The organism is Hymenobacter lapidiphilus, assembly GCF_003417065.2.
Classification (GTDB): domain Bacteria; phylum Bacteroidota; class Bacteroidia; order Cytophagales; family Hymenobacteraceae; genus Hymenobacter.
Window position 1 is genome coordinate 60,268 of the sequence record NZ_QVLT01000004.1, and the last position, 18,972, is coordinate 79,239.

At 53.6% G+C, this 18,972-nt stretch carries 16 protein-coding genes and 2 tRNA genes; 11 read left to right on the forward strand and 7 right to left on the reverse strand.

Annotation, left to right across the window (positions count from 1 at the left end; translation table 11 throughout):
* Positions 1 to 936: 936 nt before the first annotated feature.
* Together D0N36_RS03430 and D0N36_RS03435 are read left to right on the forward strand one after the other, a co-directional pair.
* A complete protein-coding gene (locus D0N36_RS03430) occupies positions 937 to 2,898 on the forward strand; it encodes a hypothetical protein (protein WP_116939690.1) in 1,962 nt (653 codons plus the stop codon).
* Between the two features lie 167 nt (positions 2,899 to 3,065).
* Positions 3,066 to 4,094 (forward strand): hypothetical protein, encoded by a 1,029-nt coding sequence (locus D0N36_RS03435; RefSeq protein WP_116939692.1) that lies wholly within the window; start codon positions 3,066 to 3,068, stop codon positions 4,092 to 4,094.
* Between the two features lie 291 nt (positions 4,095 to 4,385).
* Here D0N36_RS03435 and D0N36_RS03440 read toward each other — a convergent pair whose 3' ends face one another.
* Complete coding sequence (locus D0N36_RS03440) at positions 4,386 to 4,814, reverse strand: hypothetical protein (RefSeq protein ID WP_116939695.1); 429 nt, start codon at positions 4,812 to 4,814, stop codon at positions 4,386 to 4,388.
* 380 nt (positions 4,815 to 5,194) lie between these two features.
* Between D0N36_RS03440 and dcm the strand changes: the two genes are divergently transcribed.
* Positions 5,195 to 6,592, forward strand: coding sequence for a DNA (cytosine-5-)-methyltransferase (dcm, locus tag D0N36_RS03445; protein WP_116939697.1), 1,398 nt, complete (start codon positions 5,195 to 5,197; stop codon positions 6,590 to 6,592).
* 37 nt (positions 6,593 to 6,629) lie between these two features.
* Here dcm and D0N36_RS03450 read toward each other — a convergent pair whose 3' ends face one another.
* Positions 6,630 to 7,343: a hypothetical protein gene (locus D0N36_RS03450; RefSeq protein WP_147320729.1), complete on the reverse strand. Its 714-nt coding sequence runs from the start codon at positions 7,341 to 7,343 to the stop codon at positions 6,630 to 6,632.
* Between the two features lie 637 nt (positions 7,344 to 7,980).
* On the opposite strand from D0N36_RS03450, the gene D0N36_RS03455 reads away from it, so the two are divergent.
* The 3 genes from D0N36_RS03455 to D0N36_RS03465 all read left to right on the forward strand — a co-directional run bounded on the left by D0N36_RS03455 (position 7,981) and on the right by D0N36_RS03465 (position 9,878).
* Positions 7,981 to 8,475 (forward strand): hypothetical protein, encoded by a 495-nt coding sequence (locus D0N36_RS03455; RefSeq protein WP_147320730.1) that lies wholly within the window; start codon positions 7,981 to 7,983, stop codon positions 8,473 to 8,475.
* A 94-nt stretch (positions 8,476 to 8,569) separates the two neighbouring features.
* Entirely contained in the window at positions 8,570 to 9,070 is a 501-nt protein-coding gene (locus D0N36_RS03460; protein ID WP_147320731.1) for a hypothetical protein, read from the forward strand.
* Positions 9,071 to 9,083: 13 nt separating this feature from the next.
* Entirely contained in the window at positions 9,084 to 9,878 is a 795-nt protein-coding gene (locus D0N36_RS03465) for a hypothetical protein (protein ID WP_116939705.1), read from the forward strand.
* Between the two features lie 212 nt (positions 9,879 to 10,090).
* Here D0N36_RS03465 and D0N36_RS03470 read toward each other — a convergent pair whose 3' ends face one another.
* The 4 genes from D0N36_RS03470 to D0N36_RS03485 form a co-directional block, all read right to left on the reverse strand.
* Positions 10,091 to 10,534: an HNH endonuclease signature motif containing protein gene (locus D0N36_RS03470; protein WP_190242495.1), complete on the reverse strand. Its 444-nt coding sequence runs from the start codon at positions 10,532 to 10,534 to the stop codon at positions 10,091 to 10,093.
* A 332-nt stretch (positions 10,535 to 10,866) separates the two neighbouring features.
* Positions 10,867 to 10,938, reverse strand: a tRNA-Glu gene (locus D0N36_RS03475).
* Positions 10,939 to 11,129: 191 nt separating this feature from the next.
* A complete protein-coding gene (locus D0N36_RS03480; protein WP_116939711.1) occupies positions 11,130 to 11,885 on the reverse strand; it encodes a YwqG family protein in 756 nt (251 codons plus the stop codon).
* Between the two features lie 240 nt (positions 11,886 to 12,125).
* A tRNA-Glu gene (locus D0N36_RS03485) sits at positions 12,126 to 12,197 on the reverse strand.
* A gap of 292 nt (positions 12,198 to 12,489) precedes the next feature.
* Here D0N36_RS03485 and gap point away from each other — a divergent pair.
* From gap to D0N36_RS03510, 5 genes are all read left to right on the forward strand, one after another.
* A complete protein-coding gene (gap, locus tag D0N36_RS03490; RefSeq protein ID WP_116939714.1) occupies positions 12,490 to 13,497 on the forward strand; it encodes a type I glyceraldehyde-3-phosphate dehydrogenase in 1,008 nt (335 codons plus the stop codon).
* A gap of 221 nt (positions 13,498 to 13,718) precedes the next feature.
* Entirely contained in the window at positions 13,719 to 14,588 is an 870-nt protein-coding gene (locus D0N36_RS03495; RefSeq protein WP_116939716.1) for a diacylglycerol/lipid kinase family protein, read from the forward strand.
* 214 nt (positions 14,589 to 14,802) lie between these two features.
* Complete coding sequence (locus D0N36_RS03500) at positions 14,803 to 15,138, forward strand: translation initiation factor (RefSeq protein ID WP_116939719.1); 336 nt, start codon at positions 14,803 to 14,805, stop codon at positions 15,136 to 15,138.
* Between the two features lie 129 nt (positions 15,139 to 15,267).
* Positions 15,268 to 15,684, forward strand: a complete 417-nt coding sequence (locus D0N36_RS03505) for a DUF1622 domain-containing protein (RefSeq protein WP_116939722.1) — start codon at positions 15,268 to 15,270, stop codon at positions 15,682 to 15,684.
* Between the two features lie 220 nt (positions 15,685 to 15,904).
* Positions 15,905 to 18,043, forward strand: a complete 2,139-nt coding sequence (locus D0N36_RS03510) for a glycoside hydrolase family 97 protein (protein WP_199798300.1) — start codon at positions 15,905 to 15,907, stop codon at positions 18,041 to 18,043.
* Between the two features lie 63 nt (positions 18,044 to 18,106).
* Here the strand turns inward: D0N36_RS03510 and kdsB are convergent, their stop codons facing one another.
* Positions 18,107 to 18,859, reverse strand: coding sequence for a 3-deoxy-manno-octulosonate cytidylyltransferase (kdsB, locus tag D0N36_RS03515; protein ID WP_116939725.1), 753 nt, complete (start codon positions 18,857 to 18,859; stop codon positions 18,107 to 18,109).
* Positions 18,860 to 18,972: the final 113 nt, after the last annotated feature.

The following is an 18,972-nucleotide window of genomic DNA, read 5'->3' on the forward strand; positions in this document are numbered from 1 at the left end:
AATACTAACCTAAAGTTTCAGCAGCCAGCAGCAGGTAGTTTTGAACGCTGTACGAGGGGCAGAGTGGGGAAATAGCAGGGAATAGTAGGCACTTTTGTTCGCTGTACGAGCAAACCCACGAGGCCAGTGAGCAGCTGATTTAAGTGTTTCCGTTTTCGTACCTTGCAGAGCCTATGAGTAGCTGATTTAAGTGTTTCCATTTTCGCACATAGTTTCCAATGGGCGCAAAAATGGAAACACATCTGTCTATACAAATCCTCGTGGTCGTGGCCGCTAATGGTGTAGTGGTGGCTGGTGTAGTGGTCGTAGGTGTCAGCGACCCGAAGACCGGTTCTGAATCCCGTTTCGTTTAAGTGTTTCCGTTTTCTTTGTTGGCGTTTAAGTGTTTCCGTTTTCGCCGTTAGTAGCTGTAAATGTCAGTATCTAGCGTCTTGTGCAAAAATGGAAACACATCTGTCTATACCTTTTGCCTTCGCTGGCCGTGGTCGTCGGTTGGCCTGCCCGTTAGTGGTTTGGTTGGGCTTGCCGGTTGGGTTGGCGTTGGTTTGATCGGTTTGAGGGGCGGCGTCGCAGACCGAGCCCCTCTGGTTTAGCCTGCTTAAAAATAGTTGACTTATTTATCGGCATTTCGCAAGCAGAACGCCTACATCGCAGTATATAGTTTATGGAAACAATAGCATCAGAAACAGCAACTACTACAGTACGTGTGAGCAAGAAAATCAGGGCTAAAATAAACGCACACGCTAAAGAACTATCTGCGCTTTACGAGCGGCCGGTTTCGACCAACGAGTTGATTACAATTCTTTTTGAGAAGAGCGGAGTGTAATTTAAAATACAGGCAACGGCTTCCAGTTTGTCATTCTGGAAGATAGTGAGAGGGAACGGCCGTTCTCTTTCACGCCTACCGTTAAAAATATTAAATGACATATCAACGCAATGACACATAATAAACGACTAACTACAGCCGAGAAGGCAATTAACAGCGGCGCATTAACGCCACTACAAATATGGCTACCTGCCACTGTTGACGTAATTAAATTCCGCGACGAATTTTCTACTTGGGTCGCCAATAAGAGGTTTTACAATGGCTCTGGTGTGGCCCTTGAAGATGAGTGCCTGCACATCTTGTCGCTATTCGCTCTATCGGCCAACCTGACCATCTACCGCAGCAAGAAGGCCAGCGAGGTCTACAAGGATGGCAGCGGTATCGTTACTAGGCTTACAGAGCTAGGCTACCACAGCGCCAGCAGGGACCAGCTGTACAAGCAATTCGGCAAATCCTACGCCAAGCATATCGACTTCCTTACAGAAAATAACTACATCAAGTGGTACGATTTCTACGACCCCGAACGCCTTGCTAGCGATGGTACAGACATATTTGGCCCAGCACCACTCAAAAAGAACTACACGTATGAAGCGAAGACCACTAGAGCTGGTCGAGGTTCCTATATCTCGAAGGTTGCTGGCGAGAGTGGCGACGGTGTTCCCAAGAGCTACCGCCTGAAGCGACCGCACACCGTTGATACTACTGACTTCGATGTTATCGTGCCGGTCGTGCTGGGGGCCAAGTACAGCGCCAAGGCCCACCGCTTCTACGCCAAGAGCAAACAGGTTTATCTGCGTCGGCGCGCCAATTACAGCCGGACACGCCAACTACTAGCTGCCCACGTCGATACGCTGATTAAGCACGTTGACATGGTGGCGCTGGAAGTTTTCTTGCGCAGCGAGAACGAAATACAGGCCATGCCGGCAGTCTGGAGCCTGTACTACGTCGATATGTTGCGCCAGGGCCTCATTAGCTACGAGAATCTCTGCTGCGACTTTGGTAACCGGATGCACACGCCGCTAACCAACATTGCCACCATGCTACGCCAGTTCTTTACTAGCGGCAGCCAAGCCTACTCGCTCGATATCCGGTGCTCCCAGTTCGTGCTGGCCAGCTACCTTTTTGAATACCCTGAGCAGTGTTTCCGATTGCTGACCAAGAGCGGCGCCATCGACTCCGCGACGGTGCGCTACGTGCTGGATGAGTTGCATACAGCCTACCAGGCCGACGAGAAGATACGGCAGTTCTGCACCGACGTGCGCACCAAGGACCTATACGCGCACACGGCTGAGGCGCTTGGATTAGCGTCGCGCAAGGATGGCAAAGATTTGTGGTTTGGCGCGTTCTTTTCGGCCACGGGTGAGTGTAACTCTGCTAAGAAGCAGCTACGCCCTTTGTACGGTTCGTTGCTAGACGTTACTGGCCAGCTCAACGCACCACTGGAAGGCAAGGGCAAGGAGAAGCGCAACTATATGCCGCGCCTGCTGCAACTGCTGGAGCAGGAGCTGATGATAGGTGGTCTCGCAACCCGGCTGTTGAAGCTGACCGATACGCCCTTCTTCCTGGTGCACGACTCGGTGCAATCCGACGAGCAGGTTATCCGGTTGGCCGGTGAGGTGCTGGTTCAGGTGTATGCCGACGCCGACTTGCCAATGGCACCTTACAACATCGAGACGATGGACGCCGACGGCAGGGCCACAAAAGCGCTTATTGAACTTGCAGCCGACGAAACTGTAGCTACGCACGCTACTGAAGTGATAGCGTCAGCTTCTGGGGTTGAGGTTGATGATACCCCCCTTTACGAGCGGTTACTCAGTATGAGCGCGGACGACACATTTACTGACCATGACGACTTTTTGCCAGTGGGTAGGCCAGTAGCAGACCCAGCACCCGAAGCCTCCACACGCAAGCCCAAAACGCTTGTGGACGAGGACCCACGAGTAGCACAGCTTACGCCATTGCAACTACGTGAGTACCGTAGCATTCAGGACCTTGCTGAGCCATTTGAGGCCGTTGATTTTCTCGATAACCTCGACTACTTGGCCGACCGTATGCAACGCCTAGGCTGGTAATTTTAGCTAGTGACGTGCGTCGCGTTCTACTTCGCCATCGCTGTACGCTTCCACTAGCTGGCCACTGTTAGGCCTGGTGCTGCTTGAAGTGCTTGCCGTTTGGTTAGCGTGCAGCTAAATATAAACTGTCTTTTTTGTCGACATTGTGGGTATTATTCTACCCACCAATGATTAGAAACCTACCCTCACCCAGCGATTTCTTGGGTCTAGCTCACGACTGCCTGATTCAGGCCTTCGAAATCATTTTTGAGAACGATAAACATCTCTGGGATTACTTCGAGGCGGCATTACAAGAGGATGTCTGGGCTTACTCACAGAGCAAGCTGAACACTGCGGTAGTGTTAATCCATCAGGCCAATGAGGCATTCATGAAAGCCAGCATCTGTCAGGTCAGTCCGTTGCTGCTGCTAGAAGGCAAACGCACGGACTGGCCAGTAATGCCTCAGCAGAAGGACAAAGACTTCAACGATTTCTATACTACACCTTCGGAAGCATTATTATACACCTATTCCGCGACCGCTTCCACACCTGTGTCTGAAGTGCTAATTGGCCACATTGACGCCATCCGCAAGCTGCGTAACCAAATCATCCACGGAATACCTAAAATAAAGCTCACCCCTCAAAACCTTATAACTAGCATTCTGAACACCTACACCCTATTCAGTGGTAAGGATACATGGTGGGAATCCTTCATTAAACAGGAGTTCAACCACCCATTGGCTGGGGTATTCAATATCCATTTTGAGTTAGCAGATTTCGCTAATCGCCTGGAATACATTGTTAAACAGATTGGAAAAAAGCAGTTGGCGAAGCATTTGTCTATCAACATTATGCAGCGTCCTTATTTCTGCCCGGTCTGCTTGGCTGGATTTGAGCAAGAGGCAGGCGATCCGTACGAATACAAGTGGGCTTTTTTAAAAGGCACTGCAAAGAATTCTGTAGTCCACTGCATCAACTGTCGCACCGTATCAGATGTAGTGCGCGACTCTTGCCCTCATGAGGGTTGTAAAGGCAGTGTAATGTCTTTCGTGATGCGAAACCCAGAAGAAACGCAGATAAATTTTGATGAGCCTAACTACGACTCACGGTGTTTGACATGTGGTTGGGAAGTGTACCGGAATGATTCCACAGTTTCGGACGATGACCATATAGCCGATTCAGATGACACATCTTCAAGTGAGCTACCAGTGTCTTAGTGTTTCGCCCGTGCTTTTTTGGAAGTCAGCAAAAAGCCTATCATAAAGGTCTTTTTCGAAAGTGCAGTTGCCTAACATAGACTGGTTTGGCTCAACGTATATAGGGCCCTGACAATGTACACGCATACCGGCATTTTGCATACGCACGATGTTGTCAGTCATCAGTTTTTCTGGTGATGGGCAACCCCCCCATGTGTGGAGGTTATCATCGTAAACAATGTTGCATTCGTAGCTCATATAGAATTCAATATTAAAGAGTATTAGTTATACCCAAATCTAGTGAGCAATAAGCTAGAATCGGGCGTCGCGTTCCACCTCGCCGTCGATGTACGTCTCGGTTAGCTGGCCTCCGGTAGGTATCGTGCTGGAAAATTGGGATTGCAGATAGGCACCTTGGCGGCTCTTTGCCAGCACCATGAACTCTTCCTCCAACGTCGGTAGCTCCTTACCTAGCTCTGGTATCAACCCGCCCTGAGCATGGACCCGTACTTGATAGAGCTGTGAACCCTCCGGTATCTCGTTGGTTTTCCAGAGATGCACCAAGCGACACTTCTCACACTTGACCAGAATCTGCCACCTGGCTGTTCGGCTTTTCGGCCAGTGCGCCAGTACCCGTTGCTGCGTGTGGCGCGTGGGTTGCTTATCGACGGGGCAGAGTAGGGTGGCGAACTCTTTCAGGAAGGTGGCGGTGCCACCGGTTACGGTATTCAGTTTGGCCATTGGTTCGTACTTTAAGTGAAGATAGCCCGAACCGGCTTGCCGACTGCTACACCAGTAACGAGTACGTGGCGATCATATGATTTATTACGGTTAATTATCTGATAACCAATTAGATTATAAAATAATCAGCAGTAATGCGAGTTGGGTTGGCTAAATTAGCGCTACCATACCTAATCTGAGCATTAATGGATAAGAATCAGGGATCTGCCCCACTTGGACCAATGGCTAACGGCCCAGTTAATATGTTGAAAATGACTGCCTTGTTTAACATCGATGATACAGTAGTACACGATGCGATAAGGGTAGTAGGGGACGATGAAGGCCGAGTTTATTCATGGCTGACTGTTTACCTCAAGCCCAATAACAGGAAGAAAAAATAGATGACTGTAGTAAAAGAATTGCGAACAAAATTGGGGCTGACGCAGAAGCAACTAGCCGCCAATACCTCTAGTAAGCTAGCGTTTATTCAAAAAATGGAACGGGGTCTTATTACTCCGACAATTGAAGAAATAGCACCGGTGGCCGAGTTTCTAGGAATAACACCAGGGATATTACTTGATTCACTGAAATTACGAGCTTTAGATAACATTGGAGAAGGCTATAAAACATCGTTGCAAGGTGAGGCATTTACAATACCGCGTGTTAAACCTATAACACCCGACCGCCTCTACATGGTAGATTTGTTTTGCGGGGTAGGGGGCTTATCATACGGGTTTGAGCAAACAGGTCGTTTTGAAGTAGTTGCTGGCCTTGACCTTTTAAGCGACCGTGCAAAAACATTTTCTGCTAATCACCTACATGCGTTTTCTGTTTGCAGTGATATTACCAAGATTACGCCACAGACTATTCAAGATAATGCGCCTCGACCATTTATAGTAGCTGGTGGCCCACCATGTCAGGGCTTTTCCTCTATTAGACCTTTTCGGACACTTACAGTAAATGATGAACGCAATAATTTATTTGAGCACTTTGCGCTTTATGTAGATGCTTTACAGCCCGAGTGGTTCGTCATGGAAAATGTAGTGGGTATGCTTACGCATAAGAATGGCGAAACATTGACAACCATCCTTGAATTGATGCAATCTATAGGTTATCGGGTTTCATGGAAAGTACTAAATGGCGCGTATTATGGTCTGCCGCAAAGCCGTGAACGATTATTTATTATTGGAAATAGACAAAATGTAGATTTTGTATGGCCTGAACCAACTCACTTCTATGTTTATCAAGGTATGGCTGGTAGGTACAGCCAAGTGCTTGCTCGTGACCTTTTTCACGGTGCTTTACCCCCAGCAGTGTCTGTGATGGAGGCTATTGGAGATTTACCGCCAATAATAGCTGGTGGCAACGCTACTCAATATGAGCGTGAGCCATTGACGCCATACCAAGCTACAATACGTAATGGTGCTCAGAATCTAGCTTTACATGAAGCTACTACACACTCGGATAAGATGATGGAAATCATTAGACAGAGTGGTCGAAATATAAGTGCGGTGCAACACTTAGTAACAAGTGGGTTTAGTACTTCTTATAGCCGACTTGATGCAGATGAGCCATCAACTACTATTACAGTTAATTTTGTTCATCCTTCTTCAAATAGATGTATTCACCCGATACAGCATCGAGCTTTGACTCCCCGAGAAGGAGCTAGATTACAGAGCTTTCCTGATACTTTTGTTTTTAATGGTAAAAAAACACAAATAGTAAAACAGATAGGTAATGCTGTGCCACCTCTACTGGGGGAAGTAATAGCAGAAGCTATTCTTGCCAATATTGCATAAAAAAGAACCTTGCTTATTGATAAGCAAGGTTCTTTTTTTAAAGATCCAAAATTATCTGATCTTCTACTGCCCCAAATAATTTTTGCATTTCTTTTCGATGCTTACTTCTGTGACCGTATGGAGCGACGTCTAAATCACAGTATACAACACTGAGTTTATTCATACCAGCGGCATTAACTACAGCCGTTTTACCTGAGTCACCGGCAGTATTGCTTGTATTAAAATCCGATTCATCTAACCAACCAAAGCGAACTTCCCAAATACAAGGTATTGTTCCTACTCGAACAATTCGTCTTTTTCCAGGCTTATCTGGATGCTCTTCGCTGTATGTAAGAGTGTGCGAACCATCCTCATTTAGTAATACATAGCGGCACGTTAAATAATATCCAGCCTTTGCTAAATGGCCTTTAGGCGTATTATCGTCTAATGCCATTTTTATTTCAACATCTTGTAAGCCGTCCTTAACAGCTACTAAGTCAGGATAAGTGTGTGGGCCATTACGCCGTAGCGCACCATTTGAGCAACGCGCTACACCAGCCCCTAATAAGTTGCCTATCATCGAAGACAGGTTTGCGAGTTCTACAGTTTGGGATAACCTATCCGCACCAACCTCGATTAGCTTATCATCAATTGCGGCAACGGTGCTATGTACGTAGTTGCAGGCATCTGCTATTACCTGGGGGGTCAACCCAACTAACTCAAATTGCGGGTTCGCCTTAATAATTGTGTGTTGAACAGTTCTTGACATCATTGTTGCCTAGTTGTGGTAAGTAGAGGGCAACAAGTTAGGGTAAGCAGTTCAGCTCAACAAGTGGGCAAATCGATTTTCATCATTGTGGGTAATTGGTGGCCGGTGATTAACAACTCGATTGGGCGAAGCCACAGTAGCATCAGCTACTAAAATGCCACTCAGTGTACTGAGCGACGACTGGCAGGAGCCAATATCTATCAGCCGCAGGCACACCAGCTGATTTATTTTGTCGTAGAATCGAAATAAATGACCAAGTATTATTAGATATGATTATTCCGTGTGATTCACGGCTAAAACAGACTGTTTAAATTGCACTGCTGTACCTACATCATTGTTTTTTGTTGATAGGAATGCGGGTTTTAGGGTAGAAGTTTCCGTCGTTTTCCTTCGGTCGGCTTTACCACGGTTTGCAATCGCCAATAAGATTTAAGTCATTTGCATGGCAATCGAGACACGACGCCCGACCCGGCGCAGCTTCAACGAGCTTCTCTTGCCCTTTGCGTTATCCGTGGGAATGGCCCACTCCAAGCAGGTTCGACTCCTGGGATTAGCGACCACAGATTTTGATAGTCAGTGTTTTCATCTACGGATAATCCGTGGGGTTCCTGATTACGTCCTGTGTCATTCCCCCCGTAAAATGGACAAGGAGAGTAAAAAGTACGGCTATCCGGCCGGATTGATTGACGAGCCTGAACAGCCTGGCGACGCGCATCAGGTTAGCCAAGCCGAAGCAGAGGCCCAATGGTGCCCGGGCTGCGTCGATGAGGACTGGGCCGAGGAGGCCTTGCAGGAATCTTGGGCGAATATGCCGGAAGGCCTCTGGTACTGTGTGTGGAACCTAAACAGGTTACGCGATGAGTTCTTCGCTACCATGCCCAGTGGAGACGAGAAACAGTTTCAGGCTGGCCTTGATGCAAACATCACCATAATGATTGGTGTGAGTGCGGCGTTGGCCGTGAAGGGCCGCAAGGCACAGCGTGAAGCGTTTGCTCGCTACTTCGACCAAGGTGTAAAGCAAGTGCAGGTAGCTTACGGTACTACCCACGAGTTGGAGCTGGCGCAGTTCAGCGACTCGGTATACGAGCTGCTGGAGGAGTGCCTGACTGTAGAGGAGAATAGCCTAGCCCAATAACCTAACACTTTCCCGGTAAAGTACCCGCCCTGAAAAGGGCCAGGGCGGCGCTTTGCCAAATTTTCAAACTTCACCCCCCCCCTTTACCATGATAATGAATAGTGACAAAGAGCTGCGTAAAGCCATCATCTTTTACAGCGAACTGATCGGCGCCCTGCGCTGGGATCTTATTAACCGGCAGCAGGACTACCTGCTCGAACACCTGGCGCAACCGGCTCCTGAGCGTACGGCTGCCGACCAGGCCATGCTGGACCAAATCGCCGTCCTGCTGCAGATCATCCTCGATGCCGAGCCTGGGTTGGCCGAGTTCGGTCTCGACGGCTCGATGTGCGATGCCGTCCTGGAAGAGTCGATCGATAGTCACCAGCAGGTGGCGTTGGAAATGACGGCTGGTTTACTGCGCTGCTGCAACGAGAGCGACGCGAAAGAGCTGCTTGTGGTGCGTGAGTCAATGGCGGCCTGGGAAGAGGGAGCGTTGGTGGAGCTGATGATCGAAGGCGGCCGGTTGATCGGGCAGCCACGGCGAGATGTCGTGGACGAGTTTAGTGGCCTGCTGCGCGGGGCCAAGCCAACCAACGCCAACGATAACGACTAACCACTTAGGACCCATGAAAAAGAACAAGAAAGCACAGTTCAAACTACAGGCCGGGGCGACGAAAGTCCCGACCGTTTTGCCCACCCCGACCCCGAAGCCGATGGTCTTCAGTGGCCTCAGCTCCTTGGGGCCGGTTAAGCTGGAAGTGTTAGCGGAGCCGACACCGGAGCCGACGCTACCGTCCGTAAAGGACCGAGGGCAAGTACGCTCCCTCGACAAGTACGCGAGCTTACCGCCGCAAACGCCGCCAGCGACATCCAACCGCAACCCTCGTAAGCAGCCGCTGCTCAAGGATGCGCAGTACGAGGACTGGATGAAAATCCGCGCTTCGGAAGAGAATGCAAAGCTGCCCCGCAAATCGGAGAAGTTTTTACGAGGCTTATATCTATGGGAACCACCGGTGGAGCCGCTCAACGGTAACGCCTGGACGGTGGCCGTAGCGGAAGACCCAGCCACGCCGTACCGGATGCAGCTCCACGCCGTCCGAAACGAAGTAATTAAGGCAATTACCGACCTGCATCAGCTAGCCTCCCGGTTGCCTGAGTTCGATGATGCGCGCCGGGAGGTTTGCCATGTGATTGCCAAGCTCTACAAGACGCTGGACGCGGAACAGTACTACGAGCAATCCATCGTCACGCGCTACCAGTGGACTTATCAGTACGGCGAGCTGAAGTTCGATGCGCTGCCGGTGGCCGATGCGTTGCGGTTGCGGGCCGAAAGACAGCAGCGAGAAGCTGAAGCACACGTGGCCTACCTGGCGGGCCTGTCGCCGGAGGACTTGGAGCAATACAACAGCCTGCCGTTCTAATTGAAAAGGCCCACTCAATAACTGAGTGGGCCTTTTTGCGTTTAACAGTTCGTGTCCCAGCCTCAAAAAGCCCGCTCTCAAACGAGCTCCTGTATCGAGCCCAAAAGAGGCCAGTTAGATAAGCTTGCTTATCAGCGGGTCCGGGCTCAATACAGGTCGGATTTAACTATAAAAAAGACCAGCACGAATCAGATTCGTGCTGGTCTTTTTGCTTACTCGGTTGGGAAATTCATGTACGTGAAGCCTAACGCGGCGGCACCGGTATCTCTCGCCTTGGCCGCACTTTCTTCGTCGTTGTGGTAGCCGAAGCTGTAAGTCGTGCCGCCTACTTTAGCTTTCGCCACCCATTGCCCTCTGGTCGAGTTGAAGCTAACGCCGACATACTGCGAGGTGCCTTTCGATGATGCTTGACGGTTTCGCATCTGGTCGCTACGGTTGGCCCAGACCAGATTGCCGATAGCGTTGTTCTGCACGTTCTGGTCCAAGTGGTCAACCTCAACCTTGTCCGCGATAGGAGGGAGGAAGGCTTGGGCAACGATGCGGTGGACTTTCACGCGCTTACGCTGCCCATCTACTTGCCGGAGCCATACTTCAAAATGGCCACGAGGGGTCGCACCCAGTACAGCCCATTTGGCCTGCTCCTGGTCGTAGATCAACCCAGCGGGGGTAATTCGGTAGTCTGGGTACTCCGGATGGGTTACTGCGCCGTGTAGGGCCTCTGCGAGGTCGTTCGTATGATTTTCCATACGATTGTACGTCCCAACTCTATAATAGTCCTCCCTTGGGGGCTACCAATTCGCAGTTGAGATGCGACGATTTGTCGCGTTTGCTGAAGGTACAGCCTGTACCTTCAGCCTAGCGGTACGGAAAAGCCGATTCTGACGGTGCAGACCCGATTTGCTGAAATCGCTCTAAATGCAAAAAGCCTCCCTACATGATGCAGGGAGCTTTTTAGGCTTTACTTGAGAGCTTGTAGCCCCCAAGTGAGTAGTCCGTAGGGGAATCGAACCCCTGTTGGTAGAATGAAAATCTACTGTCCTAACCCCTAGACGAACGGACCGTGGTAGGTTTTGGTGGTGCAAAGATACGGGTCAAATAATGCGGGGCAATAGTGAGCCACAAAAAAAGCGTTAAAGGCCTATAAGTGGTACATAATCAGCTGGATTATTTTACTCAAACCTACTTAAACAGGTTGTAAAACGTGACTCCACAGCCACTACATAAATGGTGGCGGGCAAAAATCCCTGTTGCTCAACAGCAGTCCCACTGAAAATACGCTTGTTCGAAATCCCGGCTTTTCAGCGCCTCTGGGCTGATGAATACGTGGGCCACCCCACTGTCACCGAACATTATCTCTTCATCGATATCAATTTGCAGCAGCAACACGTGCGTGTTTGTGGCTACCGAGCAGTCTCGTGGGTCTTGCTGATTGAACAAAGCATAGCCACCAATCTTGTGTCCGGTGTTGTAGCAGTAGGCATCTAATTGCTTCTGCTGCGCCTTAGGTAAGGTTTTTTGGTACTCATAGTATTCCAGGCCCTCGAACGTCATATCGAACCGGCAATCCTGAGTGCCCCCGTATTCCGTTTCCCTACTAAACGTGAGCGTATGCTCGACGTAAATCGGGGAGTCTTCGTAAAGGTCGGGGGTGAGAAAGGAAAAGTCGGTTTGGGGCTCCGTTTCCAGCGAAGGATGATACAGGATGCAGTGATCATCCATGCTGTACCAATTGGTGGCCGAGACAAACAATTGGAGCAGCCCATGAGTAGGGTAAGGCTCTAAAGCAGGCGTTTCGGCGAAGTTGATTTGCGCCAGCAGAATCATGGGTTTACCCAGCTCATCCAGCGGGTAAGGCACACTGATAGGCAGGAAAGGCGTGCCCAGAAACTTGCTTTGGGTGAGGGGAAGCGCAGGCGCGTCGCGGTGAGGCTCGGCCAGAATTTTGAGGTAATCAAGCCGATATTGTTCGAGTTGAGACCGGAAACTGCCAAGGAACTCAGGTAGCATAGAAATAGAAATAAGTGTTAAAGTGAAGGTAGAAAAACTTGAGATATCACCACTTATTCGGGCGGTTAACTGCTTTTAGCATATACCTAATTAGCGTACTACTTACCTTAAACTCGCCCTCGGGCAAAGAATGGTTCGGCTGCATCCCAGGAGTCTCCTTCTGGATGGAAGAATTTTAAAAACAGCGCGTAACTAACTGCTGGAAAAGCAAAAAGCCACCCTTTAGAGGCGGCTTTTAAGTAGTCCGTAGGGGAATCGAACCCCTGTTGGTAGAATGAAAATCTACTGTCCTAACCCCTAGACGAACGGACCGACTAGAAAACGGAAGCGTTTTTCCGTTTTGGTGCTGCAAAGATAGGAAGCCGACTGCGGGGTGCAAGGGGTGGAGTGGAAAAAAGGGGCTTCTAGTGATAAATAGGCTGATTTTCAGCTGGAAAAAAAGTTGAGTACGCCGGCAACTGGCCCCGAAAGCAGGTCCAGTTACGCCCCAAATAGCCCGCAGTAGGCCCCCGATTTGGGTATCCGGACCTAGCCCATTACCTTCGTTGCGTGTTTTCACCCCGGCCCGTTGCGGGCCGATAAACTTCCCACTCCCCCTACTACTATGGCTAAAATTAAAGTTGCCATCAACGGCTTCGGGCGCATCGGCCGCCTCACGTTCAAGGCGCTGCTTTCGCGCGACAACGTGGAAGTCGTGGCAATCAACGACCTGACCGACAACAAGACCCTGGCCCACCTGCTTAAGTACGACTCCGTACACGGCCGTTTCCCCGGTACCGTTGAGTTCGACAACGATAGCCTGACCGTGAACGGCAAGCGCATTGTGGCCCTGGCCGAGCGCGACCCCAAGCTGCTGCCCTGGGGCGATATGGGCGTCGACATCGTGCTCGAAAGCACGGGTCGCTTTGTAGATGAGGCCGGCGCAGGCCAGCACATCACCGCCGGCGCCAAGAAAGTCGTGATTTCGGCTCCCGCCAAGGGCAACATCCCCACGGTGGTGCTCGGCGTGAACGAGGACATCCTCACCGGCGACGAAACCATCATTTCGAACGCCAGCTGCACCACCAACTGCCTGGCCCCCATGGCCAAGGTGCTCAACGACACGTTCGGCATCGAGAAGGGCTTCATCACCACGGTCCACGCCTACACCTCCGATCAGAGCCTGCAGGATTCGCCGCACTCGGACCTGCGCCGCGCCCGCGCCGCCGCTCTGAGCATCATCCCGACCAGCACCGGCGCTGCCAAGGCCGTGGGCCTGGTGCTGCCCGAGCTGAAAGGTAAGCTCGACGGTATTGCCATGCGCGTGCCAGTTCCGGATGGCTCGACCACCGACCTGACCGTGCTGCTGAAGCGCGAGGCGACGGCCGAGGAAATCAATGCCGCCATGAAAAAGGCCTCCGAAGGAGACATGAAAGGCATCCTGGAGTTCAGTACCGACCCGTTGGTAAGCGCCGATATCATCGGTAACCCCCACAGCTGCATCTTCGATTCGGAACTGACTTCGGCCAACGGTACGCTGGTGAAAGTAGTGGGCTGGTACGACAACGAAGCCGGCTACAGCGCCCGCACCGCCGACCTCATCAAGATGCTGGGCGACAAAATGAACGCCTAGGTTTTGAGCTGTTAGCTGAACGCTAGTAGCTCAACGTGCTAAGTGAACCGTTCATAGAACGTCATTCAGAGCGAAGCGAAGAATCTCGCGTGTTAATCGTCAGGATAATTCCCAACGATTTCACGCGAGATTCTTCGCTTCGCTCTGAATGACGTTCTTTTGTTGTCAGCTTAAGCTTCTCTGACGAAAAGCTACCAGCCATTAGCCAACAGCTCAAAAGAATGCGTCTCTGCTTTATTCTGAATCCGACTTCCGGCACCAACCGGAGCCAGAACGTGGCGGCGCTGCTTACCGAGCATGCCACGGCGGCCGGGGCCGAGTTCGATATTATGCCCACGCAATACGCCGGCCACGCCGAGGAGCTGGCCCGCGAGGCCGCCGCGGCGGGTTGCCGGGTGGTGGTGGCCGTGGGCGGCGACGGAACCGTGAACGAGGTGGCGCGGGGCCTGCTGGGCACCGGCGCGGCGCTGGGCATCGTGCCCCGGGGTTCGGGCAACGGCCTGGCCCGCCACCTGCACGTGCCACTCGATTTGCCCGCCGCCGTCCGCCGGGTCTGCCGCCCCACTTTCCAGCGCATCGACGCGGGCCGCATCAACGGGCACTGGTTTTTCTGTACTTCCGGATTAGGCTTTGATGCCCATGTTAGTCGCCTGTTTGCCCAGGCTGGCACGCGCGGGCTGGCCACCTACGTGAAAGTGGCGTTGTGCGAATACCGCCACTACCGCCCCACCGCCGTGCAGCTGCTGCTGGAAAATGAGGCCGTGCGCGACACCCATTGCTACGTGCTGGCCTTCGCCAATGCCTCGCAATATGGCAACAACGCCTACATCGCGCCCCGCGCCGACATCCAGGACGGCCTGCTGGACCTCTGCCTGATTGACGCGCTGCCCATCTGGCGGGCCGTACGGGTAGGCGTGGGGCTGGCCCTGGGCACGCTGCCCACCTCGGGCGGCGCGCAGTTCCACCGCAGCCGCCACATCCGTGTGCAGGCCGCCACCCCACTGGGCTTCCACGTCGATGGCGACTACGTGGCCGACGCCACCGACTTTGAGGTACTGCTGGAGCCACTGGCGCTGGAAGTGGCGGTGTAGGGGTGAATGAGTGACTTGGTGAATGAGTGAGTTGATGAGAGGTAGAGAAAGAACGGGTCATGCTGAGAGAAGGCGCAGCCGCAGTCGAAGCATCTCTACCGCTTCGTTGAAGTAATAACCAACCGACAAGATTACCCATTGCGGTAGAGATGCTTCGGCTGCGCTCAGCATGACGTTCTTATTTTCCCTAATCCCTAATCCCTAATCCCTAATCATGAAAATCAACCGCCAAGGTGTGGTGTATTCCACTAATCCCGAATTTAGCTACGATGTACCCACTGAACAAACGGCCGCCACGCTGCCGCCCCAGCAGCAGAACCTGCGCGTGCAGCTCGATAAGAAGGCTCGCGGGGGCAAGCAGGTGACGCTGATAACCGGTTTTGTAGGTCAGGAAACCGATTTGCAGGAGCTGGGCAAATTGCTTAAAACTCGCTGCGGCGTCGGCGGCAACGCCAAGGACGGCGAAGTCATCATTCAGGGTGATTTCCGCGACAAAGTGCTGGCTTTGCTGCTCGAAAAGGGCTATAAGGCCAAGAAAGCCGGCGGCTGAGAAGGCCGAGCTCAAGCACGCTTCGGCGGTGGGCAACACGTTTTTACCTGCCAACTTCCTTCGGAAGCCCACCGGTTTGGCCGCAGTTCCGGCACAACCGTACAATTCCTTCCACCTCGCCCACTACCGATGCCTGACGTTACGCTCCCGCACGTTTCCAGTGCTTACACCCAGGTCGAGGAAACCGTGGTACATGCGGTGCTGTGGCTGAAGCTGGGGGCCGAAGCGGTGGGGGCGGGCATCATTGTGCTGGGTATTGTGGTGGGGGGCTACCTGTTCGCCAAGGCGTTAGCATCGCGCCAAACGGCCGACTTCACGGCCATCCGCCTCACATTGGCTCGTTATCTGGCGCTGGCGCTCGAATTCCAGCTCGGGGCCGATATTCTTTCTACCACCATTGCGCCAAGCTGGGAGCAGATTGGTAAGCTTGGGGCCATTGCCGTTATCCGGACGGCCCTCAACTACTTCCTGTCCCGCGAAATGAAGGACGAGCACCGCACCGCCGCCGAGCACCACGTGCAGCGCCGCGCCCGTCAACAGGAGTAGGTTTTTGAGAAGTGAGAGTTTAGAAGCGAGAGGTGAGAACCGTTCAGGGGAACAGAACTATCTCACCTCTCGCTTCGCATATCTTACCTCTCGCTTCTATTCAAATAGTCAATGGGGCGCGAGGACCGGGCAACGCACTGGTAGCCCGGGCGGCGGCGGCGGCCGAACTTGCGGCGGCAAAGGGCTACTTTGCCAATTCCTGCTACTCCAACCCGTTTCTATGCTTACTTCCCCCGTTTCCTCGCGGTTCGGCCGCGGCCTGCTGCTGCTGCTCACGTTTCTGTGGACCACTGCCACGCTGGCCCGCGCCGAGGAACAGCTCCAGTCGCCCGATAAGCAGCTGACGCTCAACGTAAACCTGACGGCCGACGGTACGCCTACTTACAGCCTCACTTACAAGGGCCGCGCGGTGCTCAAGCCCAGCCAGCTGGGCCTGGAGCTCAAGGGCACGCCCAATCTCACCAACGGCTTCGTGCAGACGGATGCCGTCCGCAAAGCCATCGATGAGAGCTGGAACCCGGTGTGGGGCGAGGTGAAAACCATCCGCAACCATTACAACGAGCTGGCCCTCACGCTCACGCAGCCTGCTACCAAGCGCACGATGCTGGTGCGGTTCCGGCTGTTTGATGATGGCCTGGGCTTCCGCTACGAGTTTCCGCGCCAGCCCGAACTGGGCTACTTCGTGGTGAAGGAGGAGAAAACCCAGTTCGCCCTGGCCGGCGACCATAAGGCGTTCTGGCTGCCCGGCGACTACGACACCCAGGAGTACAGCACCGTCACGTCGAAGCTCTCGGAAGTGCGCGGGCTAATGAAGGCGGCCATCACCGGCAACGCTTCCCAGACCCAGTTCTCGCCCACCGGCGTGCAAACCCCGCTCATGCTCAAGAGCGCCGACGGGCTCTATATCAATATCCATGAGGCTGCGCTGGTCGATTATTCCACGCTTTCGCTCGACCTCGACGACAAGACCTTCACGCTTAACGCCCACCTCACGCCCGATGCCCAGGGCAACAAGGGCAACCTGCAAACGCCTTGCACCTCGCCCTGGCGCACGGTTATCGTAAGCGACCGGGCCGCCGGCATCCTCGAATCCAAGCTCGTGCTGAACCTCAACGAGCCCTCCAAAATCAAGGATACCAGCTGGATTAAGCCCATCAAGTACGTGGGCGTGTGGTGGGAGATGATTACGGGCAAAAGCTCGTGGTCGTACACCGACATGGAGAACATCAAGCTCGATTCTATCGACTACTCCAAGGTGAAGCCCAACGGTACCCACGCCGCCAACACGGCCCACGTAAAGGAGTACATCGACTTCGCTGCCCAGCATAAAATTGGTGGCGTGCTGGTAGAGGGCTGGAATATTGGTTGGGAAGACTGGTTCGGCAAGCACAAAGAATACGTGTTCGATTTCGTGACGCCGTACCCCGATTTCAACATTGCCGAGCTCAACAGCTACGCCAAGAGCAAGGGCGTTAAGCTGATTATGCACCATGAAACCAGCGGGGCGGCCCGCAACTACGAGCGCCACCTGGAGGACGCCTTCCAGCTCATGAACAAGTACGGCTACGACGCCGTGAAAACCGGCTACGTGGGCGACGTGCTGCCGCTGGGCGAGTACCACTACAGCCAGTGGCTCATCAACCACTACAACTACGTGCTGAAAAAAGCGGCCGAGCACCGCATTATGGTCAATGGCCACGAGGCCGTGCGGCCCACCGGCCTGTCGCGCACCTACCCCAACCTCATCGGCAACGAGGCGGCCCGCGGCACCGAGTACGAGGCCTTCGGGGGCAACAACGCCGACCATACCACCATTCTGCCCTTCACCCGCCTCGTGGGCGGCCCGATGGACTACACGCCCGGTATCTTCCAGACCAAGGTGAGTGCCTACAACCCGAAGAACAACTCCTTCGTGCACAGCACCCTGGCCCGGCAGCTGGCCCTGTACGTCACCATGTACAGCCCGCTGCAAATGGCCGCTGACCTGCCCGAAACCTACAACAAGTTCCTCGACGCCTTCCAGTTCATTGAAGACGTGCCCGTGGATTGGGACGACACCCGCATCCTCGAAGCCGAGCCCGGCGACTACATCACCATCGCCCGCCTGCAGAAGGGCGGCAGCAGCTGGTTCGTGGGCAGCACCTGCGACGAGCAGGGCCGCACCAGCAACATCAGCTTCAGCTTCCTGAAACCGGGCAAAAAGTACGAGGCTACCATCTACGCCGACGGCAAGGGCGCCCACTACGAAACCAACCCCCAGGCCTACGCCATCCGCAAAATCACCGTCACCAGCAAGTCGAAGCTCCAGCAATACTGCGCCCCCGGTGGCGGTTACGCCATCAGTGTGGTGGAGAAGTAAGGAGTAACATACGCCGCTAAACGCATGCTGAGCGAAGGCGTAAGCCTTCGCTCAGCATGACGTTTAGCGGCTGCTTTGGCTCTCAATCAGCTGTAACGCCCGCTCCACATCTTCCGGCGTGTCGATGCCCAGTGTTTCCAGCTCCGTTTCGGCGGTTTGTATGACGTAGCCGGCTTCGAGCCAGCGGAGCTGTTCGAGACTTTCGGCCAGCTCTAGGGGCGAAGGTGGGAGCTGGGTGAGGGCGCGGAGCACTTCGGGGCGGTAGGCGTAGAGGCCGATGTGGCGCAGGTAGCAATGGTAGGCGAGCCACTCGGTAGTCGCGTGCTGGCGCTGGTAGGGCAGAGGGTGGCGGCTGAAATACAGCGCCCGGCCCCGGCTGTCGAGCACCACTTTGGGCAGGTGCGGGCTGAACAGCTCCTCCTCGCTGACGACCGGCTTCACCAGCGTCCCGATTTGGGTGGCGGGATTAGCGAACAGGTCCAGCAGCGCGTTTATCTGGTCGGGATGAATGAACGGCTCGTCGCCCTGGATGTTGACGATGCAGTCGGCCGTTACGCCCAGCTGCTCGTAGGCGTCGCGCACCCGGTCGGTGCCGCTGGGGTGGTTGGGGCTGGTCAGGACAGCTTCGCCGCCGAAGCCGCGCACATGGGCCAGAATCCGCTCGTCGTCGGTGGCTACTACTACCCGCTGCAGATTGGCTTGCTGGGCCTGGCGCACCACGCGCTCAATCATGGTCTGGCCGCCCAGGTCAATCAGCGGCTTGCCGGGTAGGCGGGTGGAGGCGTAGCGGGCGGGAATGATGCCGATGGCGAGCATAGAGGAGGAGTAAATAGAGGAAGCGCAAGAAACGGCAAAAGCGCCGAACTGCCGGCCGTGTAGTGTCGGGCAGCCTCTGAAATAAGCGGCTTTGGGGGGCTTAAGCCGGTGCT

Bases quoted from the DNA above. Each gene is read 5' to 3' on its own strand.
- D0N36_RS03505 (WP_116939722.1), top strand. From the start codon at position 15,268: ATGCCTGACGTTACGCTCCCGCACGTTTCCAGTGCTTACACCCAGGTC.
- kdsB (WP_116939725.1), bottom strand. From the start codon at position 18,859: ATGCTCGCCATCGGCATCATTCCCGCCCGCTACGCCTCCACCCGCCTA.
- D0N36_RS03510 (WP_199798300.1), top strand. From the start codon at position 15,905: ATGCTTACTTCCCCCGTTTCCTCGCGGTTCGGCCGCGGCCTGCTGCTG.
- D0N36_RS03450 (WP_147320729.1), bottom strand. From the start codon at position 7,343: ATGATGTCAAGAACTGTTCAACACACAATTATTAAGGCGAACCCGCAA.
- D0N36_RS03440 (WP_116939695.1), bottom strand. From the start codon at position 4,814: ATGGCCAAACTGAATACCGTAACCGGTGGCACCGCCACCTTCCTGAAA.
- D0N36_RS03495 (WP_116939716.1), top strand. From the start codon at position 13,719: ATGCGTCTCTGCTTTATTCTGAATCCGACTTCCGGCACCAACCGGAGC.
- D0N36_RS03465 (WP_116939705.1), top strand. From the start codon at position 9,084: ATGAAAAAGAACAAGAAAGCACAGTTCAAACTACAGGCCGGGGCGACG.
- dcm (WP_116939697.1), top strand. From the start codon at position 5,195: ATGACTGTAGTAAAAGAATTGCGAACAAAATTGGGGCTGACGCAGAAG.
- D0N36_RS03430 (WP_116939690.1), top strand. From the start codon at position 937: ATGACACATAATAAACGACTAACTACAGCCGAGAAGGCAATTAACAGC.
- D0N36_RS03435 (WP_116939692.1), top strand. From the start codon at position 3,066: ATGATTAGAAACCTACCCTCACCCAGCGATTTCTTGGGTCTAGCTCAC.
- D0N36_RS03460 (WP_147320731.1), top strand. From the start codon at position 8,570: ATGAATAGTGACAAAGAGCTGCGTAAAGCCATCATCTTTTACAGCGAA.
- D0N36_RS03480 (WP_116939711.1), bottom strand. From the start codon at position 11,885: ATGCTACCTGAGTTCCTTGGCAGTTTCCGGTCTCAACTCGAACAATAT.
- gap (WP_116939714.1), top strand. From the start codon at position 12,490: ATGGCTAAAATTAAAGTTGCCATCAACGGCTTCGGGCGCATCGGCCGC.
- D0N36_RS03500 (WP_116939719.1), top strand. From the start codon at position 14,803: ATGAAAATCAACCGCCAAGGTGTGGTGTATTCCACTAATCCCGAATTT.
- D0N36_RS03455 (WP_147320730.1), top strand. From the start codon at position 7,981: ATGGACAAGGAGAGTAAAAAGTACGGCTATCCGGCCGGATTGATTGAC.